We start from the raw sequence: 15,588 nt of genomic DNA, 5'->3' as shown, positions 1-15,588 counted from the left end.
TAAAACAACCGGAACAATTTGTCCCGGCTTTACCCACTATTCTAGTGCTGCTTTTACTTCTTCCGTCATTGCTTGTGTAGATGTAATACCGTTCCCAGCAATATACCAGTTAACTGCATCTAGGTAAATAATTTTGCCATTTTTATAAGCATTTGTTTTCTTAACTAGCTCGTTTTCGATCGTTTCTTTCGCTCCTACTTCTCCACCGATAGCAGCAGAGCGGTCAATTACAAAAATAACATCTGGATTTTTCTCTAGAATGTATTCAAACGTAATGCTCTGACCGTGCTGAGAAACCTCAAGGTTTTCATCTACTGCCTTAAAACCAAACGCATCATGAACGAATCCATAACGTGAACCTGGTCCATACGCACTTACTTTTCCTTCGTTAGCTAATAAAATCAGAGCTTTACTTTCAGAAGCAGATGCTTCTTTATTTACCTCATCTATACTTGCTTGTAGCTCTTCCATTTTAGTTTCTAGTACATCCTCTTTTTCAAACAGTTCAGCAACAAGGTTGAAGTTTTTTTCCAGAGAAGGAATGTAATTTGCATAATCAACATCAACAAATATTGTTGGGGCAATCTCAGCAAATTGATCATATAACTCAGCTTGTCTTCCTGAAATAAAAATTACATCTGGCTGTAATTCATGGATAGCTTCAAAGTCAGGTTCTTTTAAACTACCTACATTTGTATATTCGGAGCCTTTATATTTTTCTAGACTTTCAGGGACAATTGCTTGCGGAAGCCCTGCTACTTTTACACCTAATGCATCTAATGCATCTAGTACTCCAAAGTCAAAAACAACTACTTTCTCAGGATTTTTCTCAAGTGTTACTTCACCGTATTCATGAGTGAACGTAACTTCCTTAGATTCTTCTTCTGTTTTCTCTTCCGTACTTCCACTTGTACTCGCTTCCTCCGAACTGCCACAAGCAGCTAGTAGAAACAGCATAGTGAAAATAAGAGAAAATAAACCTAGTTTTTTCATTATTCCTTGTCTCCTTTTTATGTATTGATAATGATTATCATTTTCACATTTACAATCTTATATTGATACACAAATAATGTCAACAGTAATTGAGAATATTTTTCAACTAGATATATATTTTCATTTCTTCCCTATTTTTAAAAATAAAAATAGGACTACCTTAATGGCAGCCCCATTCAACATAGGATAGATAAGTCATAATTCCGATTTAGAAAAATCCTCCTTTAATAATGAATACATATATAAATCATCAAATTTTCCGCGAGTATATTCATATTTTCTCAGTAAACCTTCTTTCATAAATCCCTGTTTCTCCACTAACCTCTGGGATAATAGGTTAGGAGGTTCAATTAATGCTTCTATCCTTTGAAACCCAAAGTGTTGAAAACCATATGCAATTATCGCTTTTAATGCCTCACCTGCTATTCCTTTTCCCCAGTAATCTCTACTCAATTCAAATCCAATCTCTGTACGGAAATGTTGAGAAACAAAGTTATGAAAACCACAACTACCAATAATTATTCCTTTTTCTTTTAACGTAATTCCCCATCTTAATCCTGTATGGTTTTTTTCAAGGGATTGATACCATGATATCTCGTCCAACGCCTCGTTGATGGTTTTAAAGGGTTCCAACCCATAATATTTCATTACTTCGCTATCAGAAAGGTAGCTAAATATATTGCTCGCATCGTCTTTTGTAATTTTTCTCAATACCAATCTATCTGTTTCAAGATTTGGAAATGTATGAATTTCTATAGACATAGTCACCCATCCTTATCAGTTATTTCATTACAATCATTGTACCAGAATCATGGTTCAAAATTGACAGAAACACCCTGGAGAATGGTTCTTCAGGGTGTTTCTATTTTTAGGATGCATCCTCAAACTGACTATTATATAAATCTGCATAAAATCCATTTTTCAAAAGCAATTCTTGATGCTTCCCACTTTCAATAATGTCTCCATCCTTCATGACAAGAATTAAGTCCGCATTCTTAATAGTTGATAGTCTGTGTGCAATAACAAATGAAGTTTTGCCCACAGTAAGCTTATCCATTGCTTCTTGAATCAATAATTCTGTACGAGTATCAACAGAGCTTGTTGCTTCATCAAGAATTAATAACGGAGCATCCTCTACCATGGCACGCGCGATGGTAATTAACTGCTTTTGTCCCGCAGAAAGATTGGCTTTATCATCTAGTACTGTGTCATACCCATTAGGAAGGGTTGTAATAAAGTGATGTAAACCCACTGCTTTGCAGGCTTCCTCTACCTGTTCATTTGATACTCCTTTTCGAGAGTATACAATATTTTCTCGAATCGTCCCTTCAAACAACCATGTATCTTGAAGTACCATACAGAATAGTTCGTGGATATTTTGACGTGTGAGGGTACTTGTTGGAACACCGTCGATTAAGATTTCCCCACCGTTCACTTCATAAAAACGCATCAATAGATTAATCAAAGTGGTCTTCCCTGCACCTGTAGGGCCGACAATCGCCACTTTTTGCCCTGCATTTGCCTTTGCGGAAAAGTCCTTAATAACCATTTTGTCTTGATTATATCCAAAGTTAACATGCTTAAACTCCACATCACCTTTTGCACTTTCCAGTCTTAGTGTCTTGCCGCTTTCATTTGCCAATTCTTCTTCTCCAAGAAATTCAAATACACGTTCACTCGCTGCGGTTGTGGACTGAAGATTTGTAGCTGCTTGTGCAAGCTGTGAAAGTGGTTGAGTGAAAAGACGAATGTAAATCATAAAGGCAACAATCACACCAAATGAAATACTACCATTAACCGCAAGCACAGCTCCGACTAAACAAACCACCACATATCCAAAGTTACCGACAAACATCATTAGTGGCATCATTAGGCCAGACATGAATTGAGATTTCCATGCGCTGTTGTATAGGCGTGTGTTAATTTCGTGGAACGTTTCCTTTGCTTCTTTCTCCCCGTTATATACTTTCACTACATTATGCCCTGTATAAATTTCTTCAATATGACCATTCAATTTCCCTAGCTCTTTTTGCTGCTGAGCAAAATATTTTTGAGATTTTGAAATGATAAACGTCATGAGCGCAAACCCTAAAATGGTAGAAAGAACAGCTGAAAGAGCCATAATCCAGTTCGTGTAAAACATCATGATCAGTGAGCCAACAAACATGGTAATAGCTGATACCAATGTACTTAAACTCTGATTCATCGTCTGTCCAATCATGTCAACATCATTTGTTACACGGCTAAGGACGTCACCAGTACTTGTTGAGTCAAAATATTTTAGAGGCAATCGATTGATTTTCGTTGAAATCTCTGATCGTAACTTTTTTGAAACTCTCTGAGTGACAGTCGCCATAATATATCCTTGGATGTAGTTGAAAATAAACCCTAACCCATATAGAAAAGCAAGAATCGTTGCAATATTTACCACAGCATCAAGATCAATGCTTGTCATCAAGCCCTCTGTAATGAAATCTGTTATTTGACTAAGTAGTTCTGGTCCAACGATATTGAAAACCGAACCTAGCATAGCAAGGACTAAGGCAACAGAAATAATTGGTATATATGCTCTACAATAGGATATGAGCTGTTTTAAGGAGGTTTTATTGATCCCTTTTGAAGGGGACGGTCCCTCGTGTTGAGGATCCTTCATGGCATTAGGTTTATGTTTTTTCTTATCCAATTTCAAGCTCCTCCTTTGACAACTGAGAATAAGCAATTTCTTGATATACCTCGCAATTGATCATAAGCTCTTGATGCGTTCCCATGCCGACGACTTCCCCATCATCTAAAACAACAATTCGGTCTGCATCCTTAATGGTACCTATTCGTTGTGCAACAATGATCGTTGTGGCATCCTTGATTTCTTTTTTGAGTAACGAACGCAATGTTCTATCTGTCTTATAATCTAATGCAGAAAATGAATCGTCGAACAGATAAATTTCGGGTTGTTTGAAAATCGCACGTGCGATAGACAATCTTTGTTTCTGTCCCCCAGAAATATTTGTACCGCCCTGAGCAATTTCACCTTCGTACTGATTCTCCATTTTTTCAACAAATTCTGTTGCCTGTGCAATTTCTATCGCTTTTTTAATACCTGTTTCTTCTGATACGATGTTTACGTTGTGACCGTAAGCTACATTGGAAGATACGGTACCCCTAAATAAAACAGCTTTTTGAGATACATACCCTAGCTTATCGTGTAATGCTTCTTGTGAATAATTCTTCACGTTCATTCCATTAATGAATATTTCTCCCTTTGTAGCATCATAAAATCGAGGGATCAAATTAACTAAAGAAGTTTTCCCACTACCGGTTGACCCAATAATTGCCACTGTTTCTCCTTTATGTGCTGAGAAGGTGATATTACGAAGGATATAGTCTTTTGCGTCTGGATATTTAAAACTAACATTACGGAATTCAATTTCTCCAGAAAGACCTTCCTTTCCATCCGTCAAGTTTCCATCTATAATTTTTGCCTTTGTATTTAGTACTTCGTTAATACGTTTGGCAGAGACAGATGCACGAGGAAGCATGATAAACACAAACGAAAGCATCATAAAGGCCATGATTACCTGCACTGCATATGACGAGAATACAACCATATCTGAGAACAAGGATAATCGCTCAGGTATGGCAGCCTGGTTGATTAAAAATGCTCCAATCCAATAAATGACTAGGCCGAGACCAGACATGATAAGTCCCATCGTTGGCATCAATATCGCCATGACTCGGCTTGTAAATAAATTCGTATTCGTAAGATCATTGTTTGCTTTGTCAAATTTCTCTTCCTGATAGCCTCCAGCGTTGTAGGCATGAACGACACGAATCCCGGACAAATGTTCTCTTGTTACTCGATTTAAATTGTCCGTTAACGTCTGAATCACTTTAAACTTTGGCAAAGCGACAATAATAATGACTGATAGCATGACAATGAGAAACAATACGGCAAAACCAGTAGCAGCCGTCCATTGCCAGCTTTTCCCCATGATTTTAAGAACTGCCCAAACTGCTAAAATGGGTGCTTTGACTAAAACTTGAAGTCCAGTTGCAATTAGTAGCTGAATTTGGGTAATATCATTGGTTGAGCGTGTAATCAAACTCGAGGTGGAAAAACCATTGATTTCTTCCATCGAGAAAGACATCGTCTTTTCAAATACCATTCCACGGAGACGAACAGAAAATCCCGCTGCAACTTTTGCGGCAAAAAAGCCAGTAATCATAGCAGCTATCATACTGCCTACCGCACATAGAATCATGTATCCTCCCTGAACGAGAACCTCACTCATCTTACTTCCTTCTGTTTGCACGAGCATGGTAATTTCATACATATAGTCAGGGAGTTTTAAATCAAGCCAAACCTGTGCGACAATAAACACCAAGCTGCACATAATTAATAACCAGTCTTTTCCCTGAAGATGCTTAAATATTTTTATCATTCATTTACCCCCTAACCATACATTTCTCTATAAATCTAATAGTGTTAGATACTTCACTAATTAAAAGCAGACGTATATTATGTGCCTGCATCATTGATTACTCACTTTCAATGGTAATGTCGGTTATTCTTTTCAAGATACGAACAAATTCTTTCGCATCATGTTCCCCAAGCTTTTCAAGTGTTTGCTCAATCATCGATAACGCCTCTTTGCGTTCCTCTTCCATAAAATGAATTCCCTCTTCAGTAATCGTGACATTGACAATTCGTTTATCATTAGCATCTCTGCTTCGTTCAATAAATCCTTTTTTGGATAAACTATTGAGTGCCGATGCCACACGAGGAGTTGTAAGAAATAGTGCCTCACTAAGTTCACCGGAAGTAGCACTGCTCTTTGCAAACGTGAGGAATCCTAAAATTTTCTTCTCTCCATGTGAAATGTCTTCCACTTTTTTCTGAAATGGCATCTTAGCTGTTCTCGTCATATTACGTAACAGTTCTTCCGCCAACTCTTTATAATCCATCTTAAGCTCCCTTCCAATTTATCTAACCCTATTAGATAAATTACTCCTGTTCAACCTCTGTTGTCAAGTAAAATAGAAAAACTACCAAACAATCATTGGTAGTTCAGGATTGGTTGTTATAAAATTTACGTTTGCCACCATATATATCCCCCAAGGGCAATTAATGACAGGACAATAATAACTATATAGATAAGGGAGAGGTTTATCGTATTCCTCTTGACAGAACTCCTATAGTTTTCGTCGCTCTTCCCTGTTATTACTAAGGTAAGTATGACCGAAATAATCAGTACTATAAATACTAAAATAATAAGAAATACCATCTTACACCTCTTGTTGACAAATTAATGAAAATTTCTCTTATTTCCATTATACAGTGTACCCCACTCATTTAACCCATCCAATTTTCCAAAATACCGACCATCCAATCAGCCAACAACATTGTAACAAATGCTATTTATTTTCTGATTGATGCTTTCTTCGATATAATTAAGTATCTTATATTCAATGATGGTGAAGACAATGGAATGGAAACCAGACAAACAATTAGATATCCCTATTTATCAACAAATAGCTAATTATATTCAAAAGAGAATTGCCTATGGAGAGTATCCCCCTGGAACCCTTCTTCCGTCTGAACGAAAGTTAGCAAAAGACCTAGAAGTGAATAGAGCGACCATTGTAACAGCCTATGATGTATTATATTCGAATGGCATGATTGAACGGATCAAAGGTAGTGGAACAAGGGTCCACTCAGATGTTTGGGGCTTAACTCGATCTCGGGTCCCTAATTGGGATCTCTATGTCGAGCGCGGGTCTTTTTTACCTAATCTTCCTCTATTTCAACAGATCAGGGATGAAGTGTTAGAAAAGGATTTAATCAACTTTGCTAGTGGAGAATTGGCAAGTGATTTAATGCCAAATACGATTTTCAAAGAAATCTTATCAAAGAATGACTTCCAACAACCACTTGGATATGACCATCCACAAGGAAACCTTGAGCTTCGCAATAGCTTGGTTGCTCATCTTAAGACACATAAAAATATCGATTGCTCTAGCCAATCTATTCTTATTACGTCAGGAGCACAACAGGCATTGTATTTAGTGGCTCAATGCTTGCTGGAAAAGGGAGATGCTGTCGCCTATGAGGACCCTTCTTACGCCCACTCCCTCCCAATTTTTCGAACAATGGGGTTAAAAACCTTTAAACTACCTGTAAATGAAGATGGGATTAATCCAGATGATATTTTAAAATTATATCAAAAACATAATATTAAGATGCTATTTTTAAATCCCATTTTTCAGAATCCAACTGGTACCATTCTGCCTCTTGAAAAAAGAAAACGGGTACTAGAAATTACAACTGAACTAGGTATTCCTGTGGTGGAAGACGATCCTTATAGTCTAGTATCCTTTTCAGAAGAAATCGATACCTCTACCTTAAAGTCTATTGACGATGCAGGAAGTGTTTTATATATCAGTTCTTTTTCTAAGATTGCAGCTTCTGGATTAAGAATTGGTTGGATTATTGGACCGGATAAAATTATTCACCGTCTGGCAGATGCCAAACAACAGATAGATTTTGGACATAGTATTTTCCCACAATGGTTGGCAAGTGAATATATACAGTCACATTACTTTGATCAAAACCTACAATCCTTAAAAGAACTACTAACAGAGAAAAGAAATATTCTTATCTCTTGCTTAAAAGAAGAACTTTCCAACGAATTATCTTTCCATGTTCCTGAAGGTGGAATCCATATTTGGTGTAGATTGCATGGAGATATAAATGAGTATCATCTGCTTGAGGAATCGTTACGTAATGGGGTGGCTTTTGTTCCTGGTTCTCTTTTTGGATCTAAAAGAGGCTATATTCGACTTACCTTTGGTCGTGTGGACTCACATCTCATTTCTGAAGGGATACAAAGACTCAAACGATCGTTTGTAAAACTAAAAATATAAGAAAAAACGAAAGGCACCTACAATGGTGATTTCCTTTCGTTTTTGTTTTTGTTTCCGATTAAATTACTTTCTCACCTTTTGAAATAAAGTATTCTTGTAAACTTTCTGAATGGATATTATACGCTATTACCTTTTTCTTGAACTGTTTGACTACATCGATTGAATTTCTTTCATTATATAGATATAGTCTTACATCGATGTTCCCCAATTTCGTGTCAATAATGATGTGTTTTCCATTCTTTTCTGGTGGTAAAAATGACTGTTCTGTTCCTGGATAAATATAATATTTTTCCATAAAGATCGCTTCATTAAAGTACTTAATAAATGTCACTTTTTCTTCATGATCCATTGGATGCCCATCTATAGTTACTGAAACCACTTGATCATCAAGCTTTGCATGAGTTGCAAACTTGCTCATAATCCATTCAACTGCTCCAAGAGGAAGCACCGTTGGTAATACTTTTACTAGACTGATTAGAATTAAAAACAAAATAGTCCAAACCATGCTTTATCATCTCCATAGGTGTTTAAAACCACAATTTTTTCATTGGTAATTTGAATAATAGCATAATATGCATAATTCTAAACCATCCTATTTTGATAAAAACTCACCATCCACTTTCCTTAAATGGATCGTTGGAATGTAAAAAAATCGGTTAGAAAAAGTCTAACCAATTAAATTATTATTTATTTAAAATTAATCCGATTTAATATCTTGGCTTTTTGATAATGAAAAATGGATTTTGATAATTCAAAAATGGTTCCGTTTGCTAAGCATACCGTATTTTCAATAATCAGTGCAGGATCTTCAGGTTTTACATTCAACAATTTTGCCTTCTCTTCATCAATCTTTTCACAGTTGACTACTTTATCAGCAAAGCTAATTTGTAATTTTAAGTCCTCTATTAGATAACTGTAAATAGAAGTCTTCGCAATGTCTTCATTTAAATAAGGAACAATATCTTTTTTAAAATAACTTATCTCAATGGAAAAAGGTTCACCGTCCACTACTCGAAGCCTTTTACAAAAATAAAGCTTTGCCCCCTTTTCACATCTTATTTTCTGGGCTGTATCTTCATCTGCCTCTATTACGCGTAAGTCCAAGATTTGGGTATCGATTGTTTTTGAAGTCAAATCTTTCGTTAACCCTCTTAGACTTCCTAAATTAATATAATCTGTTACTGATTTATCCCTTAAAAACATTCCACTGCCCTGTACCTGATAAATATATCCTCGATTCACAAGCTGAGTAATGGCTTTTCGTATCGTATTGCGGCTCACTTCGAACGATTTCATTAGTTCTTCTTCTGTTGGCAATTTCTTTGTTACATCAAATTTTCCATCACGGATATCCGATTCGAGCTGGTCAGCTATTTCTTTATATTTTACAGCCATAGTATCTCCCTATTTGTCGTTCATTCTTATTCCCTCTATTATACACAAAACCTCTTGATGAAAATCAAGAGGTTGTTTTTCTTATAACTCTTCTCCTCTCGTTTCAATGATATGCTTGTACCAGTGAAACGACAGTTTTTTCTTTCGGTTCAAATTATCTTTGTGATCTACATAAATAAACCCATATTGTTTTTTATATCCATTTAACCAGCTTAATAAATCGATAACAGACCAGGCATAATATCCTTTTAAATGAATGCCTTCTTGAATCGCTTGTTTAACCACTTTTAAATGTTCTTCAATATATTTAATACGAGGAACATCAACAATTTCACCATCAATAATCGGATCCTCATCTCCAAGACCGTTTTCTGTTACGTACATTTTAATATCTCCATAACGGGCTTTTAACATATGAAGCCCATCCAAAAATCCCTGGGGAGAAATTTCCCATCCCCATTTCGTATAGGTTTTATCTTCCATTTTTACCGTACGATAAAATGCATCAAACGATGGGTTACCAGGTGCTAGAGTAGATGTTTCCCTTGAGTGTTCTAAAGTAGAAACAGCTTCATTTATTTTTTCAACACGAATCGGTTGATAGTAATTCAGACCGATAAAGTCGTTTTTGGAACTATTTCTCTTTAATGTATCAAGTTCTTCTTCTGTCCAATTCGGAGTCCAGCCTTTTTCTTCTAATTGCTTAACCACATAAGAAGGATATTCCCCTTTTAAAATCGGATCATAATACCAAAAAGTTTCATATTCATTGGCATGTTGAGCCGCTAGCAAATTCTCTTTTTGATCATCAACACTGTATGCTGGTAGGAATACATGAGTAATCCCAATCTCACCGTAATGATTCAGTTGTTTATAGATTTCTACTGCTTTCGCATGCGCATAAAAAACATAATGTGTTGCTTGGAAATATTTTTTCTCATCATTTTGAATCCCAGGTGGATGTGCTCCTTTTAAATAACCTAATCCACAAAACATCACGGTTTCATTGAACGTAATCCAATGCTTAACACGATCACCAAACGCACGGAAGCAGATTTCTGCATACTTAACAAACGCATCAGCTGTTCTCTTATTTGTCCAGCCTCCGTCTTCTTCTAATGTCTGTGGTAGATCCCAGTGATACAGAGTGACAAATGGTACGATTCCATATTTTAAGCATTCATTAATGAGATTGTTGTAAAACTCCAAACCTTTTTGATTTACCTCACCGTCACCGGTTGGCAAAATACGTGCCCACGAGACTGAAAATCTGTAAGATTCGAGACCCATTTCAGCCATTAATTTAATATCTTCTTTGTAACGATGATAATGATCGATTGCCACATCTCCATTTGTACCTTCAAATGTTTTTCCAGGGATCTTAGAGAACACATCCCAATTCGTAAGTCCTTTTCCATCCTCATTCCAAGCACCTTCTACTTGATAAGAAGCAGAAGCTGCACCGAATAAAAAGTCATGTGGAAACTTCATCATAACACCCTCCGTATTTATACCTATTTATAAAATTTATATACATATATTAAATTTATGGGTACAAATTTAATAATGTGATTATACCTCTATTTTCATCACATGACTACAGTTAAGTTATTGTACGGTTTAAATAATTAAAAAAGAGGCCTTTTTACTAGACCTCTCTAAAATCAAACTTCTTATTCAAGCTGACAAGTACCCTACGATTAGCAAAATTAATCAACTTTTCTAAACGTGTTTAAAATATTTTCAGGAACAATAATCGCACTTGCTTTGGTTAAATCGATGTAATAGGTTTCACCTTTACTAATAGAATCTAGTATTTCTCGAGCTTCTGATTCTGAGTTTACTCTTTGTGTTCTTAAAATTTCTGGAGTGCCAGGGATTGGACGAATTGATTCAACAGGTCCATTATCAGGAAGATATCCTTGATAGCTATCGTGAACATCAATATTGAATTGAACATACCAACCTTCTGGATCGTGAGTATAAGAGTCAATATTTATCTTAATCCCATCCTTTAATAATGGGATTTGAGGATTAACATTCTGCATGCTGTCAAATCCTCTGATGATTTTTCCGCTATCTACTATCGTGGCCTTTACATTTGAAAGTCCAATTTCTCTGCCTGTTTTATATGGTCCAGAGGTTTCGATACTTTTATACCTCGGGTCCGCAACATCGCTCTTTGCATTAGTGGCCACTGAGTATCTTTTTTCAAGGAAGTTAACAAACTCATTTTTACTTAAGGCATCAAGCATGGTTAACTGTTTTTCTGAATTAGCTGGGTCGTTATTATACGCTTTTAGTGCTTGATAAATCTCTACGATTGGATATTGGTTTGTATGCTGTGGGGCTACATAATCAACATCAAACATTTGCTGTAGCCATGCCAGTCCGTATTGAAAACCAAGTCTTAAATATCCATTTGTTTCATTAGGGGTGTAAAGTCCATTGAAGCCATATCCACCCATGTATCCAAAACTAACCCATTCGTTATTATCAGGATTTTTTATCTTAAATATGGATGAAGTTGTTCCAGGAGTATGTCCTGGTGTAAGTGCGACAAGGATCTGAACATTCCCAAAATCCATATATTGGTCGTATACGTAATTGATTGCTCTATTTCTTATCTCTGTTTCAGAATCTGGAAGAGCCCCTTTTATATTCCACACATTACCCATCGCATCTGTTTCAATACCAATCAGTTCTTCCTTAGCTCCGTATAAGTTTACAGAACCGCCTGCATTTTCAATCATTTTTATTAATTCAATTGTTGTACCATAATGGTCTAAATGCCCATGTGTTAACATTATGTCTGTAATGCTACGGGGGTCAAAGCCAACGGCTTCAATGTTTTTCCAATATTGATAACCGCTATTCGGCCAACCACCATCAAATAAAATAAGTCTATCATCGGATTTAATTTTTGTTCCCATATCTGAATTAAATAAATAAACAGATACTTCATTATCACCCACATAGTAGAAGGTGTCTTTGACAATTTCAAAAGGTTCAGTGCTTCGAGTATATGGAGCAGTAGTAGGAGAGGTAGCATTTATTGCATCGTAGGAGATTCCAGACACAGGATCTAAACCTTTGTCTTTTAATAGGTAACTTCTTGTTGGGACATCCCATACAGGTTTCCCATCTGTAGTTGTTTGAGGTGTAAAATAGTATATAGCAGTTACTTTTGCAGCATTCGCTTGTTTATAGTTTCTATCAAATACAATATATACCGCTTGTCTCTCTTTAGTTGTATAGTTATAATCTTCAGTTATAGGAATTGATTCAAAGGTGGAAACAGATGATTTGCTGTAGTCTAGAGTATTGACATTATATACATCAACATTTTTATCAACCTTATAGGTTTCTTCGTACCGTTTTACTGGCTCTGGTAGTTTTCTTCCACTAATATCTTCTGTAATTATTCTACCGTCACCAACTGTAATTGTAGTTTTTGTCTTATCGTAAACCCAACCTGCTGCAACCATATTTCCAGGTGTTCCATTATTTTGTGAGAGTTCTGCCCCATATTTCATTGTATCAAACTGTGCATTCGAAGAATTTCCTTTTTCGAGTACCTTGTTAAAAGTGTTAGAAGGATTACTTGGGATCACAACTAGATTATCTGACATCTTATAATCTACAAGATTCCCTTTTTGAAGATTAGTTAATACAGAATCTACCTGCTCAGTGTCAACCGATTGAGTTAAAACAGTTTTTCGTTTTCCTTGAGTTACCATTTCAACTGATATCGCTGTTTTACCTTGAACACTAATTTTTATTGGGTCTCCAATTACTAGCCCATCGAAAGTTTGAACCTTATCCTTACCTGCAGCAAAACCTTCAATCTTAGAACTTCCTATTAATATAAATGACACTAATAGTGTAAAAAAAACAATATTTATTTTTTTCACGTACAATCCCCCCATAAGTTTCAAAATGAAGAAAGCTAAACAGGATTTACTTATCTGAGAAAGCGACTACGTTTGAGTCACTTTCTCAGAATGATATTATCTTACAAGGCAAGGTCTTTTATTATTAAACGTCCAATTTGGAATCAGGTACTGCATGGCAACGGAATCATCTCGCGCGCCTAAGCCCATATTATTGTATACTTCGTTAGCTCTAGAAACTTGATCCATATCAATTTCAATTCCTAAACCTGGCTTATCTGGAATGGAGATATGTCCATCAACAATAGTTAACGGCTCTTTCGTTAGACGCTCTATTCCCTCTTGCCAAATCCAGTGTGTATCAATTGCTGTGATATCACCAGGTGCAGCGGCTGCAACATGGGTAAACATCGCCAATGAGATATCAAAGTGATTATTAGAGTGTGAGCCCCAGGTTAATCCCCAGTCATTGCACATTTGAGCGACCCGAACTGACCCCTGCATCGTCCAAAAGTGAGGGTCGGCCAAAGGAATATCAACCGACTGCAAGGAAATGGTGTGGCCCATCTGGCGCCAATCCGTTGCAATCATATTGGTTGCTGTTGGGAGCCCTGTTTGCCTTCTAAATTCAGCCATCACTTCCCGGCCCGAGTATCCATTTTCCGCTCCACATGGGTCTTCTGCATAAGCAAGAATACCTTTCATTTCCTTACATAAATTCACTGCCTCTTCTAGCGACCAGGCTCCATTAGGATCTAAGGTGATTCTAGAATCAGGAAATCTTTCTGCTAATGCTCGAATCGCCTTAATTTCCTCTTTTCCTTCAAGAACTCCACCTTTTAGCTTGAAGTCTTTGAATCCATATTGTTCTTGTGCAGCTTCTGCTAATCGAACTACAGCCTCAGCTGTTAACGCCTTCTCGTGGCGTAAACGGTACCAATCGTTTGTCGCAAATTCATTACTATAATAAGGTAAATCTGTCAGTTTACGATCGCCAATGTAAAATAAATACCCCAGTGTTTTTACTTTTTCTCGTTGTTTGCCTTCACCGAGTAACGCTGCCACTGGAACATTCAAAAACTTCCCAAGTAAATCTAATAAAGCAGCTTCGACCGCTGTGACTGCATGAATGGTTATTCGTAAATCAAATGTTTGGAGACCTCTTCCATTTGCATCACGGTCAGCAAAATTTCTTCGAATCGTATTTAAGGTATTGTTATAGTTTCCGATGGAAGAGCCAACAATAAGAGATTTAGCATCCTCTAATGTTTGCCGAATTCCCTCTCCACCAGGTACCTCGCCCACACCTGTATTCCCACTGCTGTCCTTGAGAATGACTATGTTTCTAGTAAAATATGGGCCATGTGCTCCGCTGAGATTCAGAAGCATGCTATCATGTCCTGCAACAGGGATAACCGTCATATCTGTAATGACAGGAGTCGTGTTAACCTTTTTAATCATTGTATTCATCTTGATTTCCCCTTTCGCTATCGGGTCACTTCAATATTTGCAAGCTTTTCATAATATTTAACTAGACTTGAATGATCTTCAATGTGATGTCCATCTGCTTTTAGGGCATGCATCATTTCAAGAACAGATGCTGTCAAAGGCAATGGTGCACTTATTTCATGGCTTGTTTCTAAGGCGTTTAATAGGTCCTTTATATGTAAATCAATACGGAACCCTGGCTGGAACTGTCTATCCATGACTAAAGGAGCCTTCGCTTCTAGCACCGTACTACCAGCTAATCCTCCACGTATGGCTTCAAATATGAGTTCAGGACTAACCCCCGCTTTACTAGCTAACACTAGCGCTTCTGACATCGCTGCAATATTAATCGCAACGATTACTTGGTTGGCTAATTTCGCAGTATTTCCAGCCCCTATTTCACCAACATGGACTACAGATCCTGCCATCGCTTTCATTATTTCGTAGTTCTGATCAAACACTTCTTTTTTTCCACCAACCATGACCGATAACGTACCATCAATCGCTTTTGGCTCGCCGCCACTCACTGGTGCATCTAACATTTCGACCCCTTTTTCACGTAGAGCAGAAGCAATCTCCTTTGAAGCGAGAGGGGCAATAGAGCTCATATCAATATATACTTTTCCTTCTGCCAAACCCTCAATAAGTCCATTTTCTCCTAGCACAACCTCCTTGACCTGAGGAGAGTTTGGAAGAATCGTGATAACTATATCACTTTTTTCTGCAACTCCCTTAGGAGTGGAGGCCGTATCAACTCCTAACGCTACAAATTCCTCTGTTACTTCCTTTTTTCTATCAATAATCACTAGGCTATATCCCGCTTTTATCAAATTCTTGCACATAGGTTTCCCCATAATTCCAAGACCGACAAATCCTATTTTCATATTTTCCACTCCTA

General features: G+C 36.9%; 12 protein-coding genes. 1 reads left to right on the top strand and 11 read right to left on the bottom strand.

Annotated features, from left to right (window positions below; translation table 11 throughout):
* Window positions 1–36: 36 nt before the first annotated feature.
* From ACGLXV_RS07525 to ACGLXV_RS07505, 5 genes are all read right to left on the bottom strand, one after another.
* Window positions 37–993: a siderophore ABC transporter substrate-binding protein gene (locus tag ACGLXV_RS07525; RefSeq protein ID WP_391558133.1), complete on the bottom strand. Its 957-nt coding sequence runs from the start codon at window positions 991–993 to the stop codon at window positions 37–39.
* A 195-nt stretch (window positions 994–1,188) separates the two neighbouring features.
* The gene (locus ACGLXV_RS07520) at window positions 1,189–1,755 is read right to left on the bottom strand and encodes a GNAT family N-acetyltransferase (protein ID WP_391558132.1); all 567 of its coding nucleotides are present in this window, start codon (window positions 1,753–1,755) and stop codon (window positions 1,189–1,191) included.
* 106 nt (window positions 1,756–1,861) lie between these two features.
* Window positions 1,862–3,646 (bottom strand): ABC transporter ATP-binding protein, encoded by a 1,785-nt coding sequence (locus tag ACGLXV_RS07515; protein ID WP_391558140.1) that lies wholly within the window; start codon window positions 3,644–3,646, stop codon window positions 1,862–1,864.
* A gap of 22 nt (window positions 3,647–3,668) precedes the next feature.
* Entirely contained in the window at window positions 3,669–5,432 is a 1,764-nt protein-coding gene (locus tag ACGLXV_RS07510) for an ABC transporter ATP-binding protein (RefSeq protein ID WP_391558131.1), read from the bottom strand.
* A gap of 97 nt (window positions 5,433–5,529) precedes the next feature.
* The gene (locus tag ACGLXV_RS07505) at window positions 5,530–5,955 is read right to left on the bottom strand and encodes a MarR family winged helix-turn-helix transcriptional regulator (protein WP_391558130.1); all 426 of its coding nucleotides are present in this window, start codon (window positions 5,953–5,955) and stop codon (window positions 5,530–5,532) included.
* 519 nt (window positions 5,956–6,474) lie between these two features.
* Here ACGLXV_RS07505 and pdxR point away from each other — a divergent pair.
* On the top strand, window positions 6,475–7,914 hold the full coding sequence (pdxR, locus tag ACGLXV_RS07500; RefSeq protein WP_391558129.1) for a MocR-like pyridoxine biosynthesis transcription factor PdxR: 1,440 nt from the start codon (window positions 6,475–6,477) through the stop codon (window positions 7,912–7,914).
* A gap of 58 nt (window positions 7,915–7,972) precedes the next feature.
* On the opposite strand, the gene ACGLXV_RS07495 is transcribed toward pdxR, so the two are convergent.
* The 6 genes from ACGLXV_RS07495 to garR all read right to left on the bottom strand — a co-directional run bounded on the left by ACGLXV_RS07495 (window position 7,973) and on the right by garR (window position 15,574).
* Window positions 7,973–8,419 (bottom strand): YfmQ family protein, encoded by a 447-nt coding sequence (locus ACGLXV_RS07495; protein WP_391558128.1) that lies wholly within the window; start codon window positions 8,417–8,419, stop codon window positions 7,973–7,975.
* A 182-nt stretch (window positions 8,420–8,601) separates the two neighbouring features.
* Window positions 8,602–9,309 carry a GntR family transcriptional regulator gene (locus tag ACGLXV_RS07490; RefSeq protein WP_391558127.1) on the bottom strand — a complete coding sequence of 236 codons (708 nt, stop codon included), beginning with the start codon at window positions 9,307–9,309 and terminating at the stop codon, window positions 8,602–8,604.
* An 81-nt stretch (window positions 9,310–9,390) separates the two neighbouring features.
* Window positions 9,391–10,800 (bottom strand): GH1 family beta-glucosidase, encoded by a 1,410-nt coding sequence (locus ACGLXV_RS07485; RefSeq protein ID WP_391558139.1) that lies wholly within the window; start codon window positions 10,798–10,800, stop codon window positions 9,391–9,393.
* A 218-nt stretch (window positions 10,801–11,018) separates the two neighbouring features.
* A complete protein-coding gene (locus ACGLXV_RS07480) occupies window positions 11,019–13,223 on the bottom strand; it encodes an MBL fold metallo-hydrolase (RefSeq protein ID WP_391558126.1) in 2,205 nt (734 codons plus the stop codon).
* Window positions 13,224–13,319: 96 nt separating this feature from the next.
* The gene (gene gudD, locus ACGLXV_RS07475; protein ID WP_391558125.1) at window positions 13,320–14,672 is read right to left on the bottom strand and encodes a glucarate dehydratase; all 1,353 of its coding nucleotides are present in this window, start codon (window positions 14,670–14,672) and stop codon (window positions 13,320–13,322) included.
* 17 nt (window positions 14,673–14,689) lie between these two features.
* Window positions 14,690–15,574, bottom strand: a complete 885-nt coding sequence (gene garR, locus ACGLXV_RS07470; RefSeq protein ID WP_391558124.1) for a 2-hydroxy-3-oxopropionate reductase — start codon at window positions 15,572–15,574, stop codon at window positions 14,690–14,692.
* Between the last annotated feature and the right edge of the window lie 14 nt (window positions 15,575–15,588).

Origin of the sequence: Robertmurraya sp. (assembly GCF_036676585.1) — a bacterium.
Taxonomy (GTDB): domain Bacteria; phylum Bacillota; class Bacilli; order Bacillales; family Cytobacillaceae; genus Robertmurraya_A.
The sequence above is the reverse complement of the archived record's forward strand: the minus strand, read 5'-3'. Positions and strand labels throughout refer to the sequence as shown.

Bases quoted from the DNA above. Each gene is read 5' to 3' on its own strand.
- ACGLXV_RS07525 (WP_391558133.1), bottom strand. From the start codon at position 993: ATGAAAAAACTAGGTTTATTTTCTCTTATTTTCACTATGCTGTTTCTA.
- ACGLXV_RS07520 (WP_391558132.1), bottom strand. From the start codon at position 1,755: ATGTCTATAGAAATTCATACATTTCCAAATCTTGAAACAGATAGATTG.
- ACGLXV_RS07515 (WP_391558140.1), bottom strand. From the start codon at position 3,646: ATGAAGGATCCTCAACACGAGGGACCGTCCCCTTCAAAAGGGATCAAT.
- ACGLXV_RS07510 (WP_391558131.1), bottom strand. From the start codon at position 5,432: ATGATAAAAATATTTAAGCATCTTCAGGGAAAAGACTGGTTATTAATT.
- ACGLXV_RS07505 (WP_391558130.1), bottom strand. From the start codon at position 5,955: ATGGATTATAAAGAGTTGGCGGAAGAACTGTTACGTAATATGACGAGA.
- pdxR (WP_391558129.1), top strand. From the start codon at position 6,475: ATGGAATGGAAACCAGACAAACAATTAGATATCCCTATTTATCAACAA.
- ACGLXV_RS07495 (WP_391558128.1), bottom strand. From the start codon at position 8,419: ATGGTTTGGACTATTTTGTTTTTAATTCTAATCAGTCTAGTAAAAGTA.
- ACGLXV_RS07490 (WP_391558127.1), bottom strand. From the start codon at position 9,309: ATGGCTGTAAAATATAAAGAAATAGCTGACCAGCTCGAATCGGATATC.
- ACGLXV_RS07485 (WP_391558139.1), bottom strand. From the start codon at position 10,800: ATGAAGTTTCCACATGACTTTTTATTCGGTGCAGCTTCTGCTTCTTAT.
- gudD (WP_391558125.1), bottom strand. From the start codon at position 14,672: ATGAATACAATGATTAAAAAGGTTAACACGACTCCTGTCATTACAGAT.
- garR (WP_391558124.1), bottom strand. From the start codon at position 15,574: ATGAAAATAGGATTTGTCGGTCTTGGAATTATGGGGAAACCTATGTGC.